16 protein-coding genes and 1 pseudogene are annotated in these 20,906 nt (G+C 37.6%); 4 read left to right on the top strand and 13 right to left on the bottom strand.

Annotated elements, in window-relative coordinates:
* The first annotated feature begins 23 nt into the window (after positions 1-23).
* Positions 24-839 carry a nucleoside triphosphate pyrophosphohydrolase gene (mazG, locus tag H4J66_RS17560; protein ID WP_182176228.1) on the top strand — a complete coding sequence of 272 codons (816 nt, stop codon included), beginning with the start codon at positions 24-26 and terminating at the stop codon, positions 837-839.
* On the top strand, positions 836-1,642 hold the full coding sequence (locus H4J66_RS17555; protein WP_259368445.1) for an enoyl-CoA hydratase-related protein: 807 nt from the start codon (positions 836-838) through the stop codon (positions 1,640-1,642). The genes mazG and H4J66_RS17555 overlap by 4 nt, the downstream gene beginning before the upstream one ends.
* Positions 1,643-1,749: 107 nt before the next feature.
* Here H4J66_RS17555 and H4J66_RS17550 read toward each other — a convergent pair whose 3' ends face one another.
* From H4J66_RS17550 to H4J66_RS17530, 5 genes are all read right to left on the bottom strand, one after another.
* Entirely contained in the window at positions 1,750-2,478 is a 729-nt protein-coding gene (locus H4J66_RS17550; protein WP_182176227.1) for a YebC/PmpR family DNA-binding transcriptional regulator, read from the bottom strand.
* A gap of 300 nt (positions 2,479-2,778) precedes the next feature.
* A complete protein-coding gene (locus H4J66_RS17545) occupies positions 2,779-3,708 on the bottom strand; it encodes a PDC sensor domain-containing protein (RefSeq protein WP_182176226.1) in 930 nt (309 codons plus the stop codon).
* A 176-nt stretch (positions 3,709-3,884) separates the two neighbouring features.
* A complete protein-coding gene (locus H4J66_RS17540) occupies positions 3,885-4,022 on the bottom strand; it encodes a hypothetical protein (RefSeq protein ID WP_182176225.1) in 138 nt (45 codons plus the stop codon).
* A 35-nt stretch (positions 4,023-4,057) separates the two neighbouring features.
* Entirely contained in the window at positions 4,058-4,576 is a 519-nt protein-coding gene (locus tag H4J66_RS17535; RefSeq protein WP_182176224.1) for a hypothetical protein, read from the bottom strand.
* 125 nt (positions 4,577-4,701) lie between these two features.
* Positions 4,702-5,583: a LysR family transcriptional regulator gene (locus tag H4J66_RS17530; protein WP_310650680.1), complete on the bottom strand. Its 882-nt coding sequence runs from the start codon at positions 5,581-5,583 to the stop codon at positions 4,702-4,704.
* Positions 5,584-6,543: 960 nt separating this feature from the next.
* Here H4J66_RS17530 and astB point away from each other — a divergent pair.
* Positions 6,544-7,881: an N-succinylarginine dihydrolase gene (astB, locus tag H4J66_RS17525; RefSeq protein ID WP_182176222.1), complete on the top strand. Its 1,338-nt coding sequence runs from the start codon at positions 6,544-6,546 to the stop codon at positions 7,879-7,881.
* Positions 7,882-7,986: 105 nt separating this feature from the next.
* Here the strand turns inward: astB and glsB are convergent, their stop codons facing one another.
* Together glsB and ltaE are read right to left on the bottom strand one after the other, a co-directional pair.
* Positions 7,987-8,919, bottom strand: a complete 933-nt coding sequence (glsB, locus tag H4J66_RS17520) for a glutaminase B (RefSeq protein ID WP_182176221.1) — start codon at positions 8,917-8,919, stop codon at positions 7,987-7,989.
* 778 nt (positions 8,920-9,697) lie between these two features.
* Positions 9,698-10,735: a low-specificity L-threonine aldolase gene (ltaE, locus tag H4J66_RS17515; protein WP_310650679.1), complete on the bottom strand. Its 1,038-nt coding sequence runs from the start codon at positions 10,733-10,735 to the stop codon at positions 9,698-9,700.
* A 262-nt stretch (positions 10,736-10,997) separates the two neighbouring features.
* Here ltaE and H4J66_RS17510 point away from each other — a divergent pair, with 262 nt between their 5' ends.
* Entirely contained in the window at positions 10,998-12,512 is a 1,515-nt protein-coding gene (locus H4J66_RS17510) for a leucyl aminopeptidase (protein ID WP_182176219.1), read from the top strand.
* Positions 12,513-12,621: 109 nt separating this feature from the next.
* Here the strand turns inward: H4J66_RS17510 and H4J66_RS17505 are convergent, their stop codons facing one another.
* From H4J66_RS17505 to H4J66_RS17480, 6 genes and pseudogenes are all read right to left on the bottom strand, one after another.
* Positions 12,622-13,323, bottom strand: a complete 702-nt coding sequence (locus H4J66_RS17505) for a VC0807 family protein (RefSeq protein WP_182176218.1) — start codon at positions 13,321-13,323, stop codon at positions 12,622-12,624.
* Between the two features lie 137 nt (positions 13,324-13,460).
* The gene (locus H4J66_RS17500) at positions 13,461-16,151 is read right to left on the bottom strand and encodes a nitrate reductase (protein WP_182176217.1); all 2,691 of its coding nucleotides are present in this window, start codon (positions 16,149-16,151) and stop codon (positions 13,461-13,463) included.
* Positions 16,152-16,248: 97 nt separating this feature from the next.
* A pseudogene (nirB, locus tag H4J66_RS17495) lies at positions 16,249-17,751 on the bottom strand (nitrite reductase large subunit NirB); the annotation flags it as partial.
* A gap of 68 nt (positions 17,752-17,819) precedes the next feature.
* On the bottom strand, positions 17,820-19,004 hold the full coding sequence (locus tag H4J66_RS17490; protein ID WP_182176215.1) for an alginate export family protein: 1,185 nt from the start codon (positions 19,002-19,004) through the stop codon (positions 17,820-17,822).
* A 59-nt stretch (positions 19,005-19,063) separates the two neighbouring features.
* Positions 19,064-19,915: an ABC transporter ATP-binding protein gene (locus H4J66_RS17485; RefSeq protein WP_182176214.1), complete on the bottom strand. Its 852-nt coding sequence runs from the start codon at positions 19,913-19,915 to the stop codon at positions 19,064-19,066.
* Positions 19,916-19,939: 24 nt separating this feature from the next.
* The gene (locus H4J66_RS17480; protein ID WP_259369185.1) at positions 19,940-20,896 is read right to left on the bottom strand and encodes an ABC transporter permease; all 957 of its coding nucleotides are present in this window, start codon (positions 20,894-20,896) and stop codon (positions 19,940-19,942) included.
* Positions 20,897-20,906: the final 10 nt, after the last annotated feature.

Genomic DNA, 20,906 nt, shown 5'->3' with positions numbered 1-20,906 from the left:
TACTTTATGGAAAATGTATAAATATGTTAACTGAACAAGCCTCAATGAATAAGCTACGTTGGATCATGACCGAGTTACGCGACCCTAAAACAGGTTGTCCGTGGGACATCAAACAAGACTTTGTTTCGATAGTACCGCATACCATTGAAGAAGCCTATGAAGTTGCTGATGCGGTCATTGACGCTGTTGAACAGCAAGACTTCTCAGAATTAGAAAAAGAATTAGGTGATTTGTTATTTCAGATTGTTTTCTATAGTCAGCTCGGGCAAGAACAAAAACAATTTGATTTTGACAGTGTCGTCGCGGCCATTTGTGAGAAACTCATTCGTCGACACCCTCATGTCTTTGGCGATAAAAATCTAACATCTGATGCAGAAATTAATGCCAATTGGGAAAATGAAAAAGCGCAAGAAAGACAACAAAAAAACCTCAACGAACACATCAGTATTTTAGCCGATATCCCGCGAAACTTACCCGCACTTTCTCAAGCCGCTAAAATTCAAAAACGCTGCGCACATGCTGGTTTTGACTGGCATAATATTGAAGATGTCTTTGCTAAGGTTGTCGAAGAAGTCGAAGAAGTTCATCTTGAAATTGAGCAAAATAATCCGCAAGCGCTCGCTGAAGAGTTAGGTGACCTAATGTTTGCCGTTGTCAATCTTTGTCGCCATGCCAAACAAGATCCTGAGCAGTTATTACGCCAAGCAAATCAGAAATTTACAAAACGGTTTCATGGTGTTGAAAAACAAGTGGCAAGCTCTGGCGTAGAATTTGAACAACATTCGCTAGTAAAACTTGAAGAATATTGGCAACAAGTCAAACTTGATGAGAAACAATGATGAAAGAAAATCTTCCCCAATTAACTGACTGTCTACTCGCACTAGATAATAATATTGCTACGCTAACCTTCAATCGCCATGACGTGCGTAATGCGCTAACAAGTACCACAATTGCTGATGATATTGTTACCACCGTCGAATGGGTTAATAAAACGTCTACTGTGGCTGTGCTGATTATTACCGGTGCCGGCTCTGCGTTTTCATCGGGGGGAAATATTAAAGATATGGCTGAACGTGGTGGTGATTTTGCTGGTGACGTACAAGAACTTGAAGCTCGTTATCGTCAAGGAATACAGCGTATTCCACTAGCATTACATAAATGTGAAGTCCCTATCATTGCTGCTGTTAATGGCGCTGCAATCGGTGCCGGTTTCGATGTTGCTAATATGTGTGATATCAGAATCGCCTCAACAAAAGCTAAGTTTGGCGAAACCTTTGCTAACTTAGGTCTTATTCCAGGTGACGGTGGTGCATGGTTTATGCAGCGTGTTATTGGTTATCAAAAAGCCGCGGAGTTAACTTTTACAGGCAGAATAATTAATGCTGATGAAGCGAAAGAAATGGGGGTGGTGTTAAATGTTGTTGATGCTGAGTGTTTAATGGATAACGTTATGGCTTTAGCAAATGATATTGCCAGTAAACCAACGGCGGCAATGCGTTTAACTAAGCGGTTAATGAAAATGGCACAACGTACTGACTTACCAGACTTTCTTGACATTTGTGCGGTATTTCAAGGAATGTGTCATAACAACCCTGAGCATTTAGACGCGGTAAACGTGATGATGGAAAAACTGGCTAAATAAAGGGGCGGTACCCTTTAACATCGATTATCCTGTAAGGTTGATACGTACTGATATGGTAAAAACAGGATGCCTGAGAAAAGACATCCTGAACTTAATACTCTTACAGATTACGACTCTGCAATATCGGCATTATGATAAACGTTTTGTACATCATCACAATCATCTAACATAGCGATGAATTTCTCGAAATTTGCTGTGTCATCTTCACCGGTAATTTCAGTGTAGGTTTGCGGTACCCAAGTGATTTCTTCAACTTCTAAATCAAACTCTGGCATTGAATTAGCAAATTCAGTTTTTATTTTGAAAAACTCAGTATGTGGTGCATAAACAGTAATGATACCGTCTTCAAGTTCAACATCTGTTATATCAATGTCAGCCATCATTAAGGTTTCTAAAACAGTTTCATCATCTTCACCTTGAAAAGCAAAGACAGCTTGATGATTAAACATGTGAGAAACGGTGCCCGATGAACCAATTTTAGAATAGGTCTTGGTAAAACATTGGCGAACATCTTTAATCGTTCTATTACCGTTATCCGTTAAACAATCAATAATAACCATACAGTTACCTGGACCAAAACCTTCATACCTTGCGGCAACAAAATCTTCGCCTCCAGCACCCGATGCTTTCTTTATCGCATTTTCAATCACGTGAGTAGGTACTTGATCTTTTTTAGCTCTATCGATTAAGCCACGTAGTGTTAGGTTACCATCTGGGTCAACACCGCCTTCTTTGGCACTTACATAAATTGCTTTACCGTATTTTGAATAAACTTTAGTTTTTGCGCCTGCTGTTTTCGCCATTGATAATTTGCGATTTTGGTATGCTCTGCCCATCTGAATGCATCTCGTCGTTCTTAATAGATTGATGGGCTAGATTCTACCCGCTGAAGTCAATTTTGACTAGCCTGTAGTGAATTAATCATCGATATTTTTATTTTTAACGTCATTAAATCATAACTAAGGGGCTTGAACTCTTGGTTAACTAATGACGCAAAATATTGCTAAAGATAAATAGATATGACTTTAGTAAAACCTTAAATAACTTCTGACAGTAGTAACAGTGAATATTTTCATCCATTTAAGTGAAATAGACACTAAGGTAATCTTTTTGTTTATTATCTTCACTGAAAAGCGTTATTTTTTGAGTAGTGTTTCTGCTTTTGCGCCAAGGTAAACATATAGGCCTAACCCAACAAGTAGGCCAACTGAAGTAGCCATCATAGCAACAGCATTAACTAAATATTCAGGAGAGCCAAGTACTGACTTAAACATTAGCAATAAAGCTTCTATTGAAACAGCAATTAAGATAGTGGCAATAAATCGAGTGATTGTTCGTCTTGTTGAACTATGGCGTAATATATCTTTTTGCATTAATACTTCTTCTTCTATCGTTGTTTTGCCTAAATCAAAAATGGCCAGTGCTAAGGTGAGAAAAATAATAATACCAAAAGGTTTTATTTGTAGATCTTCAGGGGTTGGTGAGAGTAATAAATTAACTATTTCGCTACCGGCAGAATATAAAAGAATACCAACAATAAAGAATAGTCCAACGACAATACATGAATAGACACTGACGAAAAAAGGATGGAATTTTTTTCTTTTTACATCACCCATTAAAAATTCAATGGCTTGAGCTAAGTTAATATCAATCACCAATACACCAATAACATCGCCACTTTTATTAGCATATTTCATTGATGTAGAAATACATAGATTATGGCTAGAGGTTGATAAATAAGGCTCAGTAACAATGATGGTATTATTTTTATCTGCCTTTGTATAATAGGGGCGATAAGAGCGGTCTATCCCAAGGCCTTCGGCAATACCTTTATTTATATTATTTTTCTTAGAAATATTTTTACTACTTTGAACGCCATCGCTATCTAAAGTGAACATCAACTCAATAAAAGGGTAATGTTTAGTTAGCCAGTTCATTGAAGTTTTTAGCAGGGTTTCATCTTTAAAAAAGTTTTCATCAAAGGCTCCTGCGACGATTGACGCCATAAGTTCATGAATAGCATTATGATATTCATGATATCTATCTATTACACTTATATAATTCATTAAACTCTACTTTGATGATAAATATTACTTAGGGGGAGTAGTAAGTTGAATAGGGTTAACCTACTGGTATTTATATTATGAGTAAGCTGAGTGGAAAAGTAGCAACGCCATTGATACCCTTAAATATTTAGCATCTTCTGGTTTCGTTGCTACTGTTTATTAAATAAGCCATTCATCTACCTTGGTTGTCGAATTTCGTTAAAATTTTGGCTATTTTCTGTTTCTTCAACATCCCACTGACTAACAGATAAGTGCTTGATGTTAATGAGTAAAGTCGTAAAAGATAAAATACTGTTTAGCATTCGTTTAATCATGTTATATCTCCTATAAGCTAATATTAAGTTATTGATTAATCTGCAATCAGTGGTGACGTTTTTGAAAGTGATGCCAATCGATATGCTTTTTGCTTGATGATTTTTAAGTTACCTAACGTAATCGTGTTTTCATCAATTAATATCGCTTGGTTTAAATCAGCTAAAGCACCGTTAAGATCATTGTTTTTGTACCTTGAAATACCACGATTACTGTAACTTAATGACTTAAGGTAAAGTGCATTGGTGTTATTTAACTTCATGGCTTCAATACTGTCGATTGCGGCAGTACATGCTGACTCTGACTGTACTGCATTATCTGCTTGCAAATAGGCAACACATAAACTCATATGACTGTTATATGAACTTTCATCTTGATGGCGTTTAGTGAGTTTCTTAATGCTTTTATTAAAGTTACCTTTAACAATATCTTGAGTACCTCTGGTATCTTTAACTACCGCAACTTTTAATGCGATGTCACTTTCAAAAGCTGATACAGGGTTACTTACTAGTAAAGTTATCAATAATGGGGTTAATAAAGCTAATGTAGTTTTCATTTTTTTTCTCTCTATTTAAAAGCGCATCCAGTTGATGCAGGTCTACTATAGAAATTTTCATCTCGCGAGACAAACGATTAAAATCGACGTATTGAGTGAATAAATTTCATCCATCATTGGCATCGTTATCCGTTGTTATTGGCGAATGTTTCTTTAACCCAGTCAGCAAATAAAGTTAGCTCAGTTTTATTTTCCATATTTTCATGTTGGATCAAATAGTATTTGTCATTGGTATTGAGTTCTTCATCGAAGAGTTTTACTAATAACTGTTCAGTAAACCATGTTTTACTGATTGGAAGAGGCACTAATGCTATGCCCATTCCTTGTTGAGCCGCTCGTGCAACGCCAAACATACTGTCAAACTGTATAATTTGTTTTGGATCAAAATCATTAATATTGACGTTGTCGGCCCATTGATGCCATGACCAAGGACGAGAGCGATGTAAAATCAGTGGGGTATTTCTTAATGCCGAAGTCCCCATGCTTTTAAGTTTTTTATAAAGTTTTTTATTACAAGCTGGTGTATAACGCACAGGGAATAATTCATGAACAATACTCGCATTTGGCTTGCCATTCGCCAATACTATTGATAAGTCAGCAATTTGTGAGGGTTCGCTGCCTGATTTTATCGTTTCTAATTGTAAGTTTATTTCTGGATTTTTTTCAGACCATGTACTTAACTGGGGAATAAATAACTCACTGGCAAAAAACTCAGGCAAACTAATGACAATAGTTTTATTTTGTTGATTATGAGTGAACTCCGAAATTGTTGATTCAAGCTGATGAATTATCGGTTGAATAGATTGATAAAACTGTTTCCCTGAACTGGTTAGCTCTATTGAACGTGTTCCTCTTTTAAAGAGGTCAAAACCTAATTGTTCCTCTAGCTGTTTTATTTGATGGCTAACCGCTGAAGGTGTTAAAAACAATTGTGCGGCAGCATGTTTGAAGCTTAAACATTTTGAAGCCACGCAGAATGACCGTAAACCACGGATGGGTGTTTGAATAGGCATGTGAGTAAAATAAATTGATGAAGACAGATAGTAATAGCAATAGTTATACCAAAGTGTAACTAGTTGATATTATTGTTAATACTTTTTTTGTAAAGCGGCCGTTTTTTTTGGTTTGCACCATGTTGGTTCATTTGCACTATAAGAACAATCTGTTTATAGAATTATAAGCAGAAAAAAAGGACATCAATGATGTCCTTAAATGTAGCAGTTTAGCAATACAAACAGGTGTTTTAAAGAATCTATAAATTATTATTAGAGCGACTCAACAAACAACTGCATCGTAAATTGATTTATTAGGCACAGCAAACGAGATAAATTCATTCGATGGATCAATATTTTTCACCTATAAAATTAAATGGGAATAAATCATGCTATTAAAAAGGTATTTTTTACCAATCAACATAGTGTAATCAAGGGCGTTGTAAAATTATTAGCAAGTGTCAGTATTCAGTATAATTGAGATCAATAATACTCATTCGTTAGAAATTTATTCGCTAGGCACAGTAAGTAAGATCCATTTTATAAAAGTTAGCTTATTTAATTGCCTAGCTAAAAAAAAGCTAAAAAAAAGGACATCAAATGATGTCCTTAAAATGAAACAATTTAACAATATAAGCAGTACTATTAAAGAATCGGGGAAGATTCAAAATACAAATGCATCGTAAATTGATTCGTCAGTCACAGCAAACGAGATAAATTCATCTGATAGGTTAACTTTTTTCATCTATCAATTTTTATACAATTAATAAGTGTTTTCGGGCTTATAGCCCTTATGATATTTATATCTTATACGCTTTATTTACATTATATATCGTTGCAGGTTATGTTCAGTTATGGCGCTATTACTATTGATAAATTAAACGTTAATATAAAAGTTTTATATATTGATGATCAATATTTTGATTGGTGCGTATTTTATTATATTGTTAAAAAAATTAAAAAGTTGAGGTAATAATGAAAAGTTTTGAAGTGAATTTTGATGGTTTAGTGGGCCCAACCCATAATTATGCGGGTCTTTCTGAAGGGAATGTTGCCTCATTATCAAATACCAATAACAGCTCAAACCCTAAAGAAGCAGCCTTGCAAGGTCTGAAAAAAATGAAAGCGTTGCACGATATGGGGTTAAAACAAGGTGTATTTGCCCCTCAAGAACGTCCTGACCTATATACACTTAAAAGGTTGGGCTTTCACGGCAGCGATGCACAAATATTGTCAGCAGCTTATGAAGCTTCGCCAACACTACTCGCCGCCTGTTGTTCTGCATCAACGATGTGGACAGCCAATGCGGCAACCGTTTCTCCATCAGCGGATACGGTTGATAAAAAGGTCCATTTTACCTCAGCTAATTTAGCGAATAAGTTTCATCGCTCACTCGAACCTGAAACGACCAGCAAAATCCTTAAAGCTATGTTCAACGATGATAAGTATTTTCAGCATCATCAGCACCTTAACGATAATGAACACTTTGGTGATGAAGGGGCTGCTAACCATACGCGATTATGTGAAGGCTATGGAGATGGCGGTATAGAGATCTTTACTTATGGTCGTTATGCTTTTAATCGAAATAAACCAGCACCCGTTAAGTTTCCTGCTCGTCAAACGTTGGAGGCTAGTCAGGCGATCGCAAGATTACATGGCCTTTCTGAAGATAAAGCTGTTTTTGTTCAACAAAACCCCGATATTATCGATCAAGGTGTTTTTCATAATGACGTGATTGCCGTCGGTAACCAGAATGTTTTTCTTTACCATGAGCAAGCATATTTAAATACGGCAGAATTCAAAGCCGAAGTTACTCGAAAGTATAACGGCGAAAAGCTGCACTTTCTTGAAGTTTCAACCGAGCAAGTGTCGATTGAAGCGGCGGTTAATACCTATTTATTTAATACTCAAATTGTCACATTAGCTGATAATTCTATGGCTATTATTGCCCCGATGCATTGTCGGGAAAATAGTCAGGTTAATCATTACCTACAAACATTAATTGCCGGTGATAACCCAATAAATCATGTTGAGTTTTTTGATGTCAATGAAAGTATGAAAAATGGTGGTGGTCCGGCATGTTTACGACTAAGAGTTGCGCTCACCGAGCAAGAGTTACTTGGGGTTAATCCTGACTGCTTGCTAACACCAGCATTATATAACCGATTAGTGACTTGGGTTAATTGTCATTATCGCGACAAATTAGTCATAGATGATTTACGAGACCCACAATTAATTATTGAGTCGCGCACGGCATTAGATGAACTTTCACAAATCTTATCTTTAGGTGCAGTTTATCGTTTTCAACAATAATTATATACTTGCACAATAAGTGACTTTGAGCAGCCGTTTTTAACTAGAAACGTGCTGCTTTTAGTTAACCTAGGTATTTAAGACACAAATAGCTGATGCCAGCGATTAATGGTAAATAGATAAGCCTAATTCTTCTGCAATACCTTCTACTAACTTCATACCAACAACAGAATTACCAAAACTGTTTAACGGTGGGCTCCATGTACAGATCACGCCATAATTTGGCACGATAGCAATTAAACCACCACCCACACCACTTTTAGCGGGTAAACCGACAGAAAAAGCGAACTCACCAGATTGATCATACATACCACTGGTTGATAATATTGCATTAACGCGATGTGCATCTTTTGGACTACAAATAACCTGTTTTGTTAATGGGTCGACACCTTTGTTGGCTAAAAATAGTAAACTTTGCGCGAGCTGCTCGCAACTCATGCTAATTGAACACTGAGTAAAATAATGGCTGAGTACATCAGGAATTTCGGCTTCAATATTACCAAAGCTTTTCATTAAGTAGGCTAGGGCGGCATTACGATTACCATGGGTGAATTCAGATTGATAAACTTCAAGGTCAACACGAATGTCTTCATTGTTTGCTAGCTTCCTAACAAAGCCTAAAAAAGCCAACTTACTTGCTGAGTAATGACTGGTTAATACGTCAGCCACTAATAAAGCACCCGCATTTATTACCGGATTTCTAGGAATACCTTTTTCCCACTCCAACTGAATAATAGAATTGAAAGGTTGACCTGAAGGCTCCATTCTCACACGTTGCCACAAAGAATCACCTAGGCGATTCATGGCCATCACTAAACCAAATACTTTTGAAATACTTTGAATAGAAAAAGCGTGCTGATAATCACCGGCGCCAATTGTTTTTCCGTTAATGGTAGCGACTGCGATGCCGGCAGAGTCGGCTTTTACGCTAGCAAGAGCAGGAATATAATCGGCTACTGCGCCCTCGACAAAGCTATCACGATAAGAAAGCAGTAATGCGTTTAGCTTACCTTGTAAGTCAACTATATTGTTTTTCATATAATGGCTCGATGTTAAAAGTGCAGAAGCGTTATTATGCACAAAATAAATTTAAGATGTTGCCTTAAATAGACTTATTTTCTTTGCCGTTTGCAAATGAATTTTATAATGTAATGTAAATTTACAGAGAAATAAGTGGTATAAAAATCATAGAATAATTACTTTTGACAATTTAATGTTTTAGTTTGCTGTTTTAGTTTGCTGTTTTAGTTTGATGTTTTAAATGAGATGAAATTTATTTATTGTTTAAATCTATCTTAGTTTTTTTCGAAACATCTATTAGTAATAAGATTTATTTAATCAAAAAAACAGAAATCAATGTGTTGTATTATGAAACCATCCCATTCATTAAAAAGGGTCAATATGTTTTTGTAGTGTAAGCACTTGCTTGTTCATTGCGTAGTTTTGCGGGCTTAATCGATTTTAGAGTAATACCTCTGGATGAATACCAGTGATAATAGTATTATTGGTTTAAATGACACCTTACAGCTGATGGTGTTTTGGTTTTAATACCGATACCGATGGCGCATTAGACAGTTATGGTGTTTTTGAAAAGGTTGGTGGTGGCAAAGAATCGGGTAATTCAGACTTTCTCAGTTCCTATGGTAAAAAGTATGATATTACTGCAACTAATATGAATCATCATTTTTCTTAATCAGGCTTCTGAGAAACTTATCAATTTGATTTTTCGTATATCAATTATTTAATATATCGAGTAGAAATAACTAAAAAATAATCGAATGCGAATAGCATTATATTTATTTTTTAGTTAAAAAATTTAACCTACGCTTGTTAATTGATTTTTTACGGCTGCAATAAAGCTATCGATATCTGTTTTACTAATATCTAAGTGGGTTACCAAGCGCATGTTTTCACTGGGTGATATTATAATGTTCTTTGTTTTTAGCGCATTAGCCATGGCATTAATATCGATAGATCTGTTAACCTTTACAAAGACCATGTTAGTGGTGACTTGCTCTACATTAACGGTAAATCCGCTAATGCTATTAAGTTGCTCTGCCAAGTAATAAGCATTTTCGTGGTCAATTTTAAGTTTTTCAACATTTTCGGTTAATGCTATTTTAGCGGCTGCGCAGAGAATACCCGCTTGACGCATTCCACCACCAAGCACTTTTCGCCATCTTCTTGCCTGCTTTATGATTTGCGTTGAACCTAGCAATAATGAGCCAATTGGTGCGCCTAAGCCTTTAGATAAACAAATTGACATGCTATCAAAATATTGGGCTATCTCAGTAATATCTACGTCTAATGCGGTCGCAGCGTTGTATACGCGTGCACCATCTAAATGTAAGCTTAATTGATGCTTATTAACAAACTCGCGCAGTTCTGCTAAATAGTGTAACGGCAGTACTTTACCGTTAATGGTATTTTCAATGCTAACCAGTTTTGTGTGAGCAAAATGCGAATCATCAGGTTTAATTGCTTGGGCAAGCTTAGTTAAGCAAAGGGTGCCATCTTTCTCATTTTCTATCGGTTGTGGTTGAATTGACCCTAGTACTGCAGCACCACCACCTTCAAATTTGTAGTTGTGGGCTTGTTGGCCACACAAATACTCGTCACCTCGCTGGCAGTGTGCCATTAAGGCGAGTAGATTTGCTTGTGTCCCTGAGCTACAAAAGAGTGCAGCATCAAAGCCATGACGTTTGGCAGACCATTGCTCTAATTCGTTTACGGTTGGGTCGTCACCATAAACATCATCACCGACCTCTGCCTGTGACATTGCATTACGCATTTTAAAGGAGGGTCTTGTTACGGTGTCAGAGCGAAAATCAATCATGTTAAATCCAAGTGCTATATTAATAGCAAGAAAGTATAAACGTTTATACCACCCTAAATATAGGTAATTAACACCATTTTTAAAAAGACATACATTGATAATGTTTTTTATTAAATACCAGATAAAAAATCAATGATATTAATCTTTAATAATAATTAATTGATCACTATAAGATCATATATTATAAAGATATTTCCTTTGAAATAGTCATTGAACTAATACGACTTCTATTGTCGTATATATTGATATTATTCTTATTACCCATCAAATAGAGGTTTTTATGTTGTTAAAACGTACCACCAGTTCAGTTGTTTTAGGCGCTATGCTTGCTAGTACAACGGTACTGGCAGAAACAATAACTTTTGCAGATTCTGTTACAACAGTTGCAGATACCTTAGTTATCTTTCATACAAAAGAGGGAAAAAATAGTGACTTCTCTGCATTCGATAAAGAAAGTAAAGGTCACTTAAGTAAAGCAGTGAAAGCAGAAGATTTTAGCAGTGAATACGGTAGTTTTTTACAAGTCGTTGCACCTTATGGTTTACATTATGACCGTATTTTAATTGTTGGAACAGGGCCACAAGCACAACTGAGTAAAGATAAGTTGACCGCTTTGGGTGGTAATTTATTGGCTAAATTAGACACTAAATTAACTAAGGTTATTAAAGTATCAACTGATGATTTAGTGTCTAGCAATACTGCAGCATCTTTATTGGCACATGGTGTAAGTTTACGCGCTCATCGTTTTGAGCAATATCACAATGAAAAGCGTAGTGAAAAAACGTTTATGTTTGATGTTGAAAATGGTGAGCAAGCTCAAGCCGCGTATGCTCCATTAGCTAATATCGAGCAAGGTGTATTTTTAGCGCGTGATTTAACCAGTGAAGTACCCACAGAGATGACACCTGTTGATTTCGCTAATGCGGCAAAAGAGTTAAAAAAACTCGGTGTTGAAATAAAAGTGTTAACACCTAAACAGATTAAAAAATTAGGTATGGGAGCACTTGAGGCTGTTGGTCGTGGTAGTAAAGAAGGGGCACGTTTAGTTGTTGCTCATTATCAAGGCAACAATGAGACACCGATCGCTTTAGTGGGAAAAGGTATTACCTTTGACTCTGGTGGCTATAGTATTAAAACAGGCGCATCTATTGCCCGAATGAAGTCGGATATGGCTGGTGCAGCGGCAGCCTTAGGGACTATTAAGGGACTTGCTTTAAATAAAGCTAAAGTGAATGTTGTTGCTGTCATGGGGATGGCGGCTAATATGGTCTCTCAATTTTCTATAGCACCTGGTGATGTCGTTAAAACAGCAGAAGGGCTAACGGTTGAGGTGGTTAATACAGATGCAGAAGGGCGCTTGGTTTTATCTGATGCACTTTGGTATGCGCGTCAATACTATAAGCCAGAAATCATGATAGATTTAGCTACTTTAACGGGCTCAAAAGTTCGAGCATTAGGTGATCGTTATGCTGGTTTATTCTCAGATGACGAAGCGTTAGTTACCGAATTAACCTTTGCAGGTAAACAAGTGAATGAAAATTTATGGCGATTACCGCTAGGGTATAAAGATATGCTTGTAACGGACATTGCTGATTTAAAGAATACTGGTTCAGGTGGACCAGGTGCAACCACAGCAGCCAGTTTTCTCCAGTACTTTGTTGGTGATGTACGATGGGCTCATCTTGATATTGCTGGTAATGCCCTTAGCAGTAAAGCAAAAGATGAAGTACCCACCGGCGGTACAGGCTTTGGGGTGAGGTTATTGTCTGAATGGTTAATGACTAAAGAAAAATAGTATAGGGTTATTAACTGAGCAACACAAAAATTGACTTTATTAAAAATAGACGGGGTAGGTCGAGCGTTAGCCATTTACATCCGTCTATAATTAATCGGTAATTAGGGGGTTATTTCTCACCGTTTAATATTTTTTCTAACGTTAAATCTGTTAATTTCATCGTACTTTTTACCACATAGAACATAATTGCAATTAGCATCACCATTGAAGGTATCGCAATCACGGGGTAACTTAACAATGTCATTTCGCCAAGTTGCTCATTAAACTCTACTGTGCCAGCGGGGCTAATAACAATCCATTTAGCTAATAGGTAATTCATCGTGGCAGAAAAAACAAAGGTTGAAGCTAAAAGATGATTTGCCCACTGAATTCTTGCTTTAAACTGATCCGTTTTGTTTTTGCTTGCTAGCGTTTGATAGATTAAATCTAAATTAAATAACAGTGGATTTAACAATATTTTAGCAATTAAGGGTTTTCCCCAAAAACCAGATATCAAGACAACTATGCCGATAACAGATGGGATGGCAGCTTCTTTAATAGCGAGCCATTCAACGTCCAGTTCAAATAAGCCTATGCCACCCGTTAACAAAGTACTGAAAAATCCTAATAAGGAAATAAAATTCATCGACTTGTTTTTAATGAAATCATACAAGCCATAACCGAGTGGAAACAATAAAGCGACAATTAAGGCTGGTACAGTGCCTAAATACTCATCTGTCGAAAGTTTCATTAAAATAATCGATGGAATAGCAATATTATAAAGGAGTTCTAAAAAGGTATTTGGGCGTTTAGCAGGTGTTTGAATTGGCATTATATTTCATATTTAGGCACAACTGACCATCGCCAGTTTATTTAAGTCTGCCGACATTTTATCTAATAATAGCTAAAATGTCATATTATAATCTACTAGTGCTCGCAAGCTTTACATTTACTGGCAAGCACTATCCATTATTCTTCCCAGGAGCTGTTAATTAATGTGGCTTTATCGATGTGATGTTCACTAAGTAATGCAGCTAATTCTGATTTACATGAACCACAGTTTGTGCCACATTTTAACCCCTCTCCTAATTGTTCAACAGAACTACAGCCGCCTTTAATGGCGCCTACAATGTCTTTTTCACCAATATTAAAGCAGCTGCAAATTTGTTTACCTTTGGCGAACGCTTCACTTGAAGTCCCTGCGAGTAAAGATTTAATATTGGCTTCGCTTAAAGATGACTGACCAAAAGCATAATTAAGCCATGCGCTTTCAATACGGGGCTGTGTTGTTGACACATAACACAAGAAAACTAATTTATTGGCTTGTAAGCAAATAATGTAAGAGGTGCCTGCTTGGCTAAATTGGTGCCACTCACCAGATATATGGCTGCTTGTTTGACACCAATTTAAAAGGTCATTTTCAAATTCAATATTAGCAAATTGATAACTGAGGCCATAATGGGTGCGTGCTTTATTCCAAAAGTCATTACTCATTTTGCATTGCACGATAAATTCTTCGCTAAGATGAAGTTGACCAAACTGGGTAAAGTCTGTTTTGCTTAATGCTATCGCCCCATGCTTTATTTCAGGTTGACCAGAAAATGGGTCGGTAATGCTCGCATACAAGTTGTTAACATTTGCGCTAGACGCAAATTGCTTATTCCAATGAATAGGCATAAAACATTCATTAGAACGTTGGTTTTTATCTAACTTTGCATGCACTTTTGCTTGCCCTGTTTCTGATGAAATATTGACTATTTCATCATCTATTATGCTTAATCGCGCCGCGTCATCAGGATTAATATAAAGGTAACATTTATCGGTATGAGCGGTGAGCTGAGGAGATTTACCGGTTCGAGACATCGTATGCCATTGATCTCTTAATCGACCACTGTTTAACCTAAAGGGAAATTTAGCGGATAATTTTTGAGTTGGCTGGCGTGGCGTAATAGGAAAAAAGACAGCTTTACCTGAAGGGGTAGAAAACTTCCCCTCTTCATAAATACGTTTTTTACCTTCAGGATAGGTATCATTAACGGGCCACTGCAGAGGCTTTAAACGGTTATACTGTCGTGGAGTAATGGCTGAAAATGCAGAAATATCAAAGACACGTTTGCCATTGTTTTCAAAACCTGACAATTGAGCGAATTCTCTAAATACCTCACTAACGTGTGAATAGTTAAAGCCTGAAAAACCCATGGCCGTGGCAACGTCCGCAATAATTTGCCAGTCGTGCTTTGCTTGTCCGCTCGGAGCTATAGCATTAGTTTGGCGCGAAATTCGGCGCTCTGAGTTGGTAACGGTACCGTTTTTTTCTAGCCATGGCGTTGCCGGTAGTTTTACATCAGCAAAGTCTAACGTATCATTGTTTTCAGCACAGTCTGAGACCACAACATATTCACATTTATTTAATGCTTGGGCTATTTTTTTAACGTCGGGCAAGCTTACCATCGGGTTAGTTGCCATTATCCAGACCGCTTTTATTTTACCTTCATCGATAGCGTCAAACAGATCAACCGCCTTATAACCTGCTTTAACAGCGATAGTGGGGGATTGCCAAAAACGTTGCACTGTTGAGCGGTGTTCAGGGTTTTCAATATCCATATGAGCGGCTAATTGATTAGATAAACCTCCCACTTCCCTACCGCCCATAGCGTTGGGTTGACCTGTGATAGAAAAAGGTCCACAACCGTCTTTGGCTATTTTTCCGGTGGCTAAATGACAATTAATAATGCTTTGACACTTATCCGTGCCTGAGTTTGACTGGTTGATGCCCATGGAATAAAAGCTGAGTACTTTTTCAGTGTTGGCAAATAGTTGATAGACACTGGCAAGGGTTTGTTGGTCAAGATCGCAATAGTCTGATACTTCAGCGAGTGACCATTTTTTTGCTGCTAATAAAGCTTGTTCGAAACCTTGGGTATGTTGCTCGATATAGTCATTATTTAAGCCATTGTTAGTGCTTAAATAATTTAATAGACCGTTAAAAAAGGCTGCGTCAGTGCCAGGCTTTATTGGTAAAAAATAATCAGCTATTTGACAGGTTGCGGTTTTACGCGGGTCAATAACCACAATTTTCATCGCTGGATTACGTTTTTTAGCACGTTCAATACGTTGAAATAATACCGGGTGAGTCCAAGCGGCATTTGAGCCGGTAATTAATAACAGCTCTGTGCTGTCTAAATCGTCATAGCTACATGGTACAACGTCTTCACCGAAACTGCGCTTATAAGCGGCAACCGCTGAAGACATGCAAAGGCGTGAATTGGTATCAATATTAGCTGAACCTATATAGCCTTTCATTAATTTATTCGCCAGATAATAATCTTCAGTCAGTAGCTGTCCTGAGACATAAAAAGCCACGGCATCAGGGCCATGCTCTTTAATAATTTGTGTTAATTTATCCGCAACATGATTTGTCGCCGTTGACCAATCAACCGTTTTATTATTTATTTGTGGCTCAAGCAAGCGGTTGGTTAAATCTGTGGTGGCTAATAAATTGGTACCTTTAACGCACAGTTGTCCAAAGTTGGCTGGGTGCTCTATAGTGCCGACTAATGCACTGGCCTTGCCATTGTTAACGGTAATATCAATACCACAACCTACACCACAGTATGCACAAGTTGATTGAACAATATGTGAGGATTGAGAACAACTCATAAAATTTACCTTTAAAACAGAGAATGATATACAGCCCGCTTTATATGGGATGTTTTGTTTATTTATTTATGTTCGAATTTTATTCGATGACATTTAGACAAATATCTTGTTTAACTTTCACAGCACGGCTTGCAAATTCTGCCTCAGCCAGATTTTTCAATAAAGCGCTACAACCGCCACATCCGCTACTGGCTTTAGTACAAATTTTAATATCATCTAGGGTACAAGCTCCTTGATCGATTGAGCTAATAATATGGCTTTTTGTAACCTGATGACATGAACAAATAATGGCGCTATCAGGTAGTGCACCAACGTCTAATGTTGGCTTTTCACCTGACCAAGGCAATATCAGCGCTTCGGGTGATGCCGGTAAATCTATGGCATTAAGCATATATTGCAATAACGTATCGTATTCACGGGTATCACCAATTAATACCGCACCAAGCATTTTGCTTTTATCATTAGAGATAACAATTTTCTTGTAAACGCCCGCCGGTTGATTTTGATAGGTATAAGTTATTGCCCCGGTTGTTTTTGCATGTGCATCACCTATTGATCCTACTTCAACCCCCATGAGTTTTAATTTAGTACTCATATCGGCACCGGTAAACAAGGCTTGTTCACCCATAATATGTTTTGCCGCCACTTTAGCCATCTGATAACCCGGCGCCACTAAACCAAAAATAAAGTTGTTCCAGAGGGCACATTCTCCAATAGCATAGATATTTTTATCTGAAGTTTGGCAGTGGTTATTAATCACAATACCGCCTCGTTCTCCCATTTCAAGTGCGAATGACTTGGCTAGGTTGTCATAAGGGCGAATACCTGCGGAGAATAAAATAAGGTCAGCTTCTAGCTCGGTATTATCACTAAAACAAAGCTTGTAACGACAGTTTTCGCCGTCTTCAATTACGCTGGTGGCTTTTGATGTATGGACCTCAACACCCAAAGCTTCAATTTTTTCTTTTAATAAGCGACCGCCACCCGCATCAATTTGCACCCCCATTAATTGTGGCGCAAATTCTACGACATGGGTTTTTAAGCTTAAGTGACTTAGCGCATTTGCAGCTTCAAGGCCGAGTAAACCACCGCCGATAACTACCCCTACTTTACTGACCTTTGCGCTGGCCTGAATCTTATCTAAGTCGTCTATGGTGCGATAAACCAAACAATGCTCGCGGTCTTTTCCTGGAATAGGCGGTACAAAAGGATAAGAGCCAGTGGCTAAGATGAGTTTGTCATAAGCGATAACTTGGCCGTTTTGCGTGACAACATGCTTATTGCTGCGGTCGATATCAACAACTTTGGCATTAGTTTGAAAATTTACCGTCCAATCTTGGTAAGTTTTTTCGTCAGCCATGGCCAGATCTGCCGCTGTTTTACCGCTAAAGTATGTTGAAAGGTGAACACGGTCATAAGCAAGGCGAGGCTCTGCTGACAAAACGGTTATCTCAATGGCTTGAACAGCTGTGTTCAATTGAGCCAATTGCTCAACAAAGTGGTGACCGACCATGCCGTTACCGACCACGACAACTTTTTGTTTCTCTATGATTTGTTGGTTACTTGAGCTAATTTTATTTACCTGCTGCAATAGTGACATGGGGTTACAATTTGTGATAACGCTTAACAAACCTGTAGAGCGTTATCATTATAAGTGTTTTTGGATAGCTAAAAATTTGCACTTACCCAAAGCCAGATTTTATCGGTATCAACTTTACCAGCAGTAGAATCGCCTGCTGAATAAGCCGCATACTTTAAGCCTGCCTTATAATTATTAGCGAATTTTTTCGCGTAAACGGCATTAATTTCGCTGCCTAAATCATCAACCGTATCGGTTGATTCATCAGCAGAATAATCATGAATTGTCACTGTCCAACCGCCGCCGAATGCTTTACCTGACACAGAGGCATAAAGATCAACCAAGCCTTCTTTTGGTGTGCCTAAAAACTGATCTGCCCAACCATTAAATTTATGCAGTGTCGCCAGTGGTGTTGAAAACCCAACCATTGAATCATCACTGCCCAGAACTTCTGCACCTAATTTAAGGGTTAGCGCATCAAAGCTATAGCCACCTTCTATGGCCATATAGCTTGCAGAGTAGTCAGTTGCGCCGCTTTCTGAATCTTGAGTAGCAAATTCGGCTGAATATGAAAACTTGTCTTTTTTACCGTTAAAACTCACCCCGAAAGTATCTAAGCTATTAGCGGTTCCTTCATCAACTTCTAAGAGATAGCTGTAAACAGTTAGTTTGCCATAACTGGTTTTGTAGGCGAGGTTAAGTAAATGGTCTTTTGCATTAAAATCTTTTTCATTGGAAAAAATACGATTACGTTTATTAATGTAGCTATAGCTCATTTTTACATTGTCTAATGCGTCATAAGTTATGGTCGCGGCATCAAATGTCTGTCTATCTTGACGCCATCCTACATGCCCAACATAACGATGATTATCTAAGGTCAGTACTTGGCGACCGACTTTAGCGGTGATCCCATCTTTTTTGTATTGCACATAAGCTTGGTCTAATTCAGTCGTTTCTGGATCGGCAATAACAGAATATTCAGTATTATTACCCACGGCATCGTTATACTTGTTAATACCCGCCAATTGGCGTGAGTCTTCAAATTCAACAACTGCGGTTAAATTATTGTAGCTAGCACTGGTGTAATTTAGACGAGTTCTTAGCGTTAACGCTGAGGCATCTTTTTTGGTATTGTCTTGATCAACTGTTTCATATCGCAAGTTTAAATCTATACTGGCCTTAGCTTTAGTCTCGCTATTTGCTGTTGCTGAAGCACTGGCACTTGCTAACAAAATCACTGCCGTAATTTTTGAGAATTTATCAACGTTTTTCATGGTTTATCCCTTAAAGTTTTTTAAATTATTTTTATAATTTTTCAATTTAGCGAAATGTATTAAGCAACACTGGACGTCTTTTGTTTTACTTCAGCTTTTTCAGTTGTTTTAGCTGTAGGAATAACTTCAACTTTTCTTTGTTTTTCATACAAAAAAGTTAAAACAGCTGAGCGCAACCGGTTATATTCAACATCTTCTGCTAGCGCTAAACGGTTTCTTGGATGAGGTAAGTTGACGTCTAATATTTCGCCTATTGTCGCGGCTGGCCCGTTGGTCATCATGACAATGCGATCTGATAATAAAACAGCTTCATCTACGTCATGGGTGATCATGATGACGGTGTTGTTAAGCTTTTGCTGAATTTCCATTAATGAGTCTTGCATATGAGCTCGCGTTAAAGCGTCGAGCGCACCAAAAGGTTCATCCATCAAAAGTACTTCTGGTTTCATTGCTAAGGCTCTGGCAATACCAATACGTTGCTTCATACCGCCCGAAATTTCGTCAGGACGCTTGTCTTTTGCATGATCCATATGAACTAAACGTAAGTTATGTTCGATCCATTCTTTCATTTCGCTTGAAGACATTTTATTTTTGAAAACTTGTTTTACCGCTAACTCAATATTTTGATAGGCGGTTAACCAAGGCAATAATGAATGGTTTTGAAAAACAACAGCACGTTCAGGGCCGGGTTCTGTTACTTCTTTGTTATTTAATAATACGCCACCTAATGTTGCTCTGTGCAAACAGGCAACAATATTCAATACGGTTGATTTACCACAACCTGAATGACCTATAAGTGAAATGAATTCACCTTTTTTGATTTGTAAATCAACACCCTTTAACGCGGTAAAGTCGCCTTTAGGGGTTGGAAATACCATATCTACTTTGCTGATGTCTAAAATAATACTCATGTGATTTCCTTAATCCTATATTGGCTAAAGTTGTGAGCTTGATTTGTCCCAAGACAACATTCTTTGCAGTTGCAGCATGGTTCTGTCAAGCATATAGCCAATAAGACCTATGGTTAATACTGCGGTCATAATGCGACTAAGAGATTGCGAGCTGCCGTTTTGGAATTCATCCCAAACGAATTTTCCTAACCCTGGATTTTGTGCCAGCATTTCAGCTGCAATAAGTACCATCCAAGCAATACCTAATGACATTCTCATGCCAGTAAAAATGGCAGGAATGGAAGCAGGTAAAACAATTTTTTGAATATGCACGTGTTTAGGCAGGCTTAATACTTTACTGACATTTACCCAGTCTTGATTTATTGAGGCCACACCGAAAGAAGTGTTGATGACCATAGGCCAAAGACTACATAAAGTGACTGTGACTAAAGAGGTGATAAATGATTTAGCAAACATAGGATCAGGGGATACATAAAGTGCACTGACTACCATGGTTACTATCGGTAGCCAAGCCAAAGGAGATACGGGTTTAAAAATTTGTATAATAGGGTTTATTGCCGTATTTAAATTTTTACTTAAACCAATGGCAATACCTAAGGGAATAGCAACAACAGCAGCCACTAAAAAGCCACTAATTACCGTCACTAAACTGGTGAATATTTGGTCTAAAAATGTTTCTTTACCAGTATAAACTCGTATTTTAGCTTGATAGCTTGGATCTTTTGCCATACGCACTTTATTTCGTAAGTCCTGGCGAATATAAAAAGCATCTTCTTTGTCGCGTTCAGCATTATGCTCATCAATTAAATTAACTACTTGAGTAGCCACTGCACTGGGTCCAGGGAATTTTCCGAGCGAAGTATCAATGCTACTTGCCGTAAACGACCATAGCAGCATAAAACAGAAGATACCGGCCATAGGTAATATCAACGCTTGTGCCTTTTCTGAAATAAAGGACCCGATTATTTTGTTATTACTCATTGGCACAATA

This window comes from Colwellia sp. MB3u-55, assembly GCF_014076785.1.
Classification (GTDB): domain Bacteria; phylum Pseudomonadota; class Gammaproteobacteria; order Enterobacterales; family Alteromonadaceae; genus Colwellia_A.
This window is presented reverse-complemented; position numbering and strand designations above follow the sequence as displayed.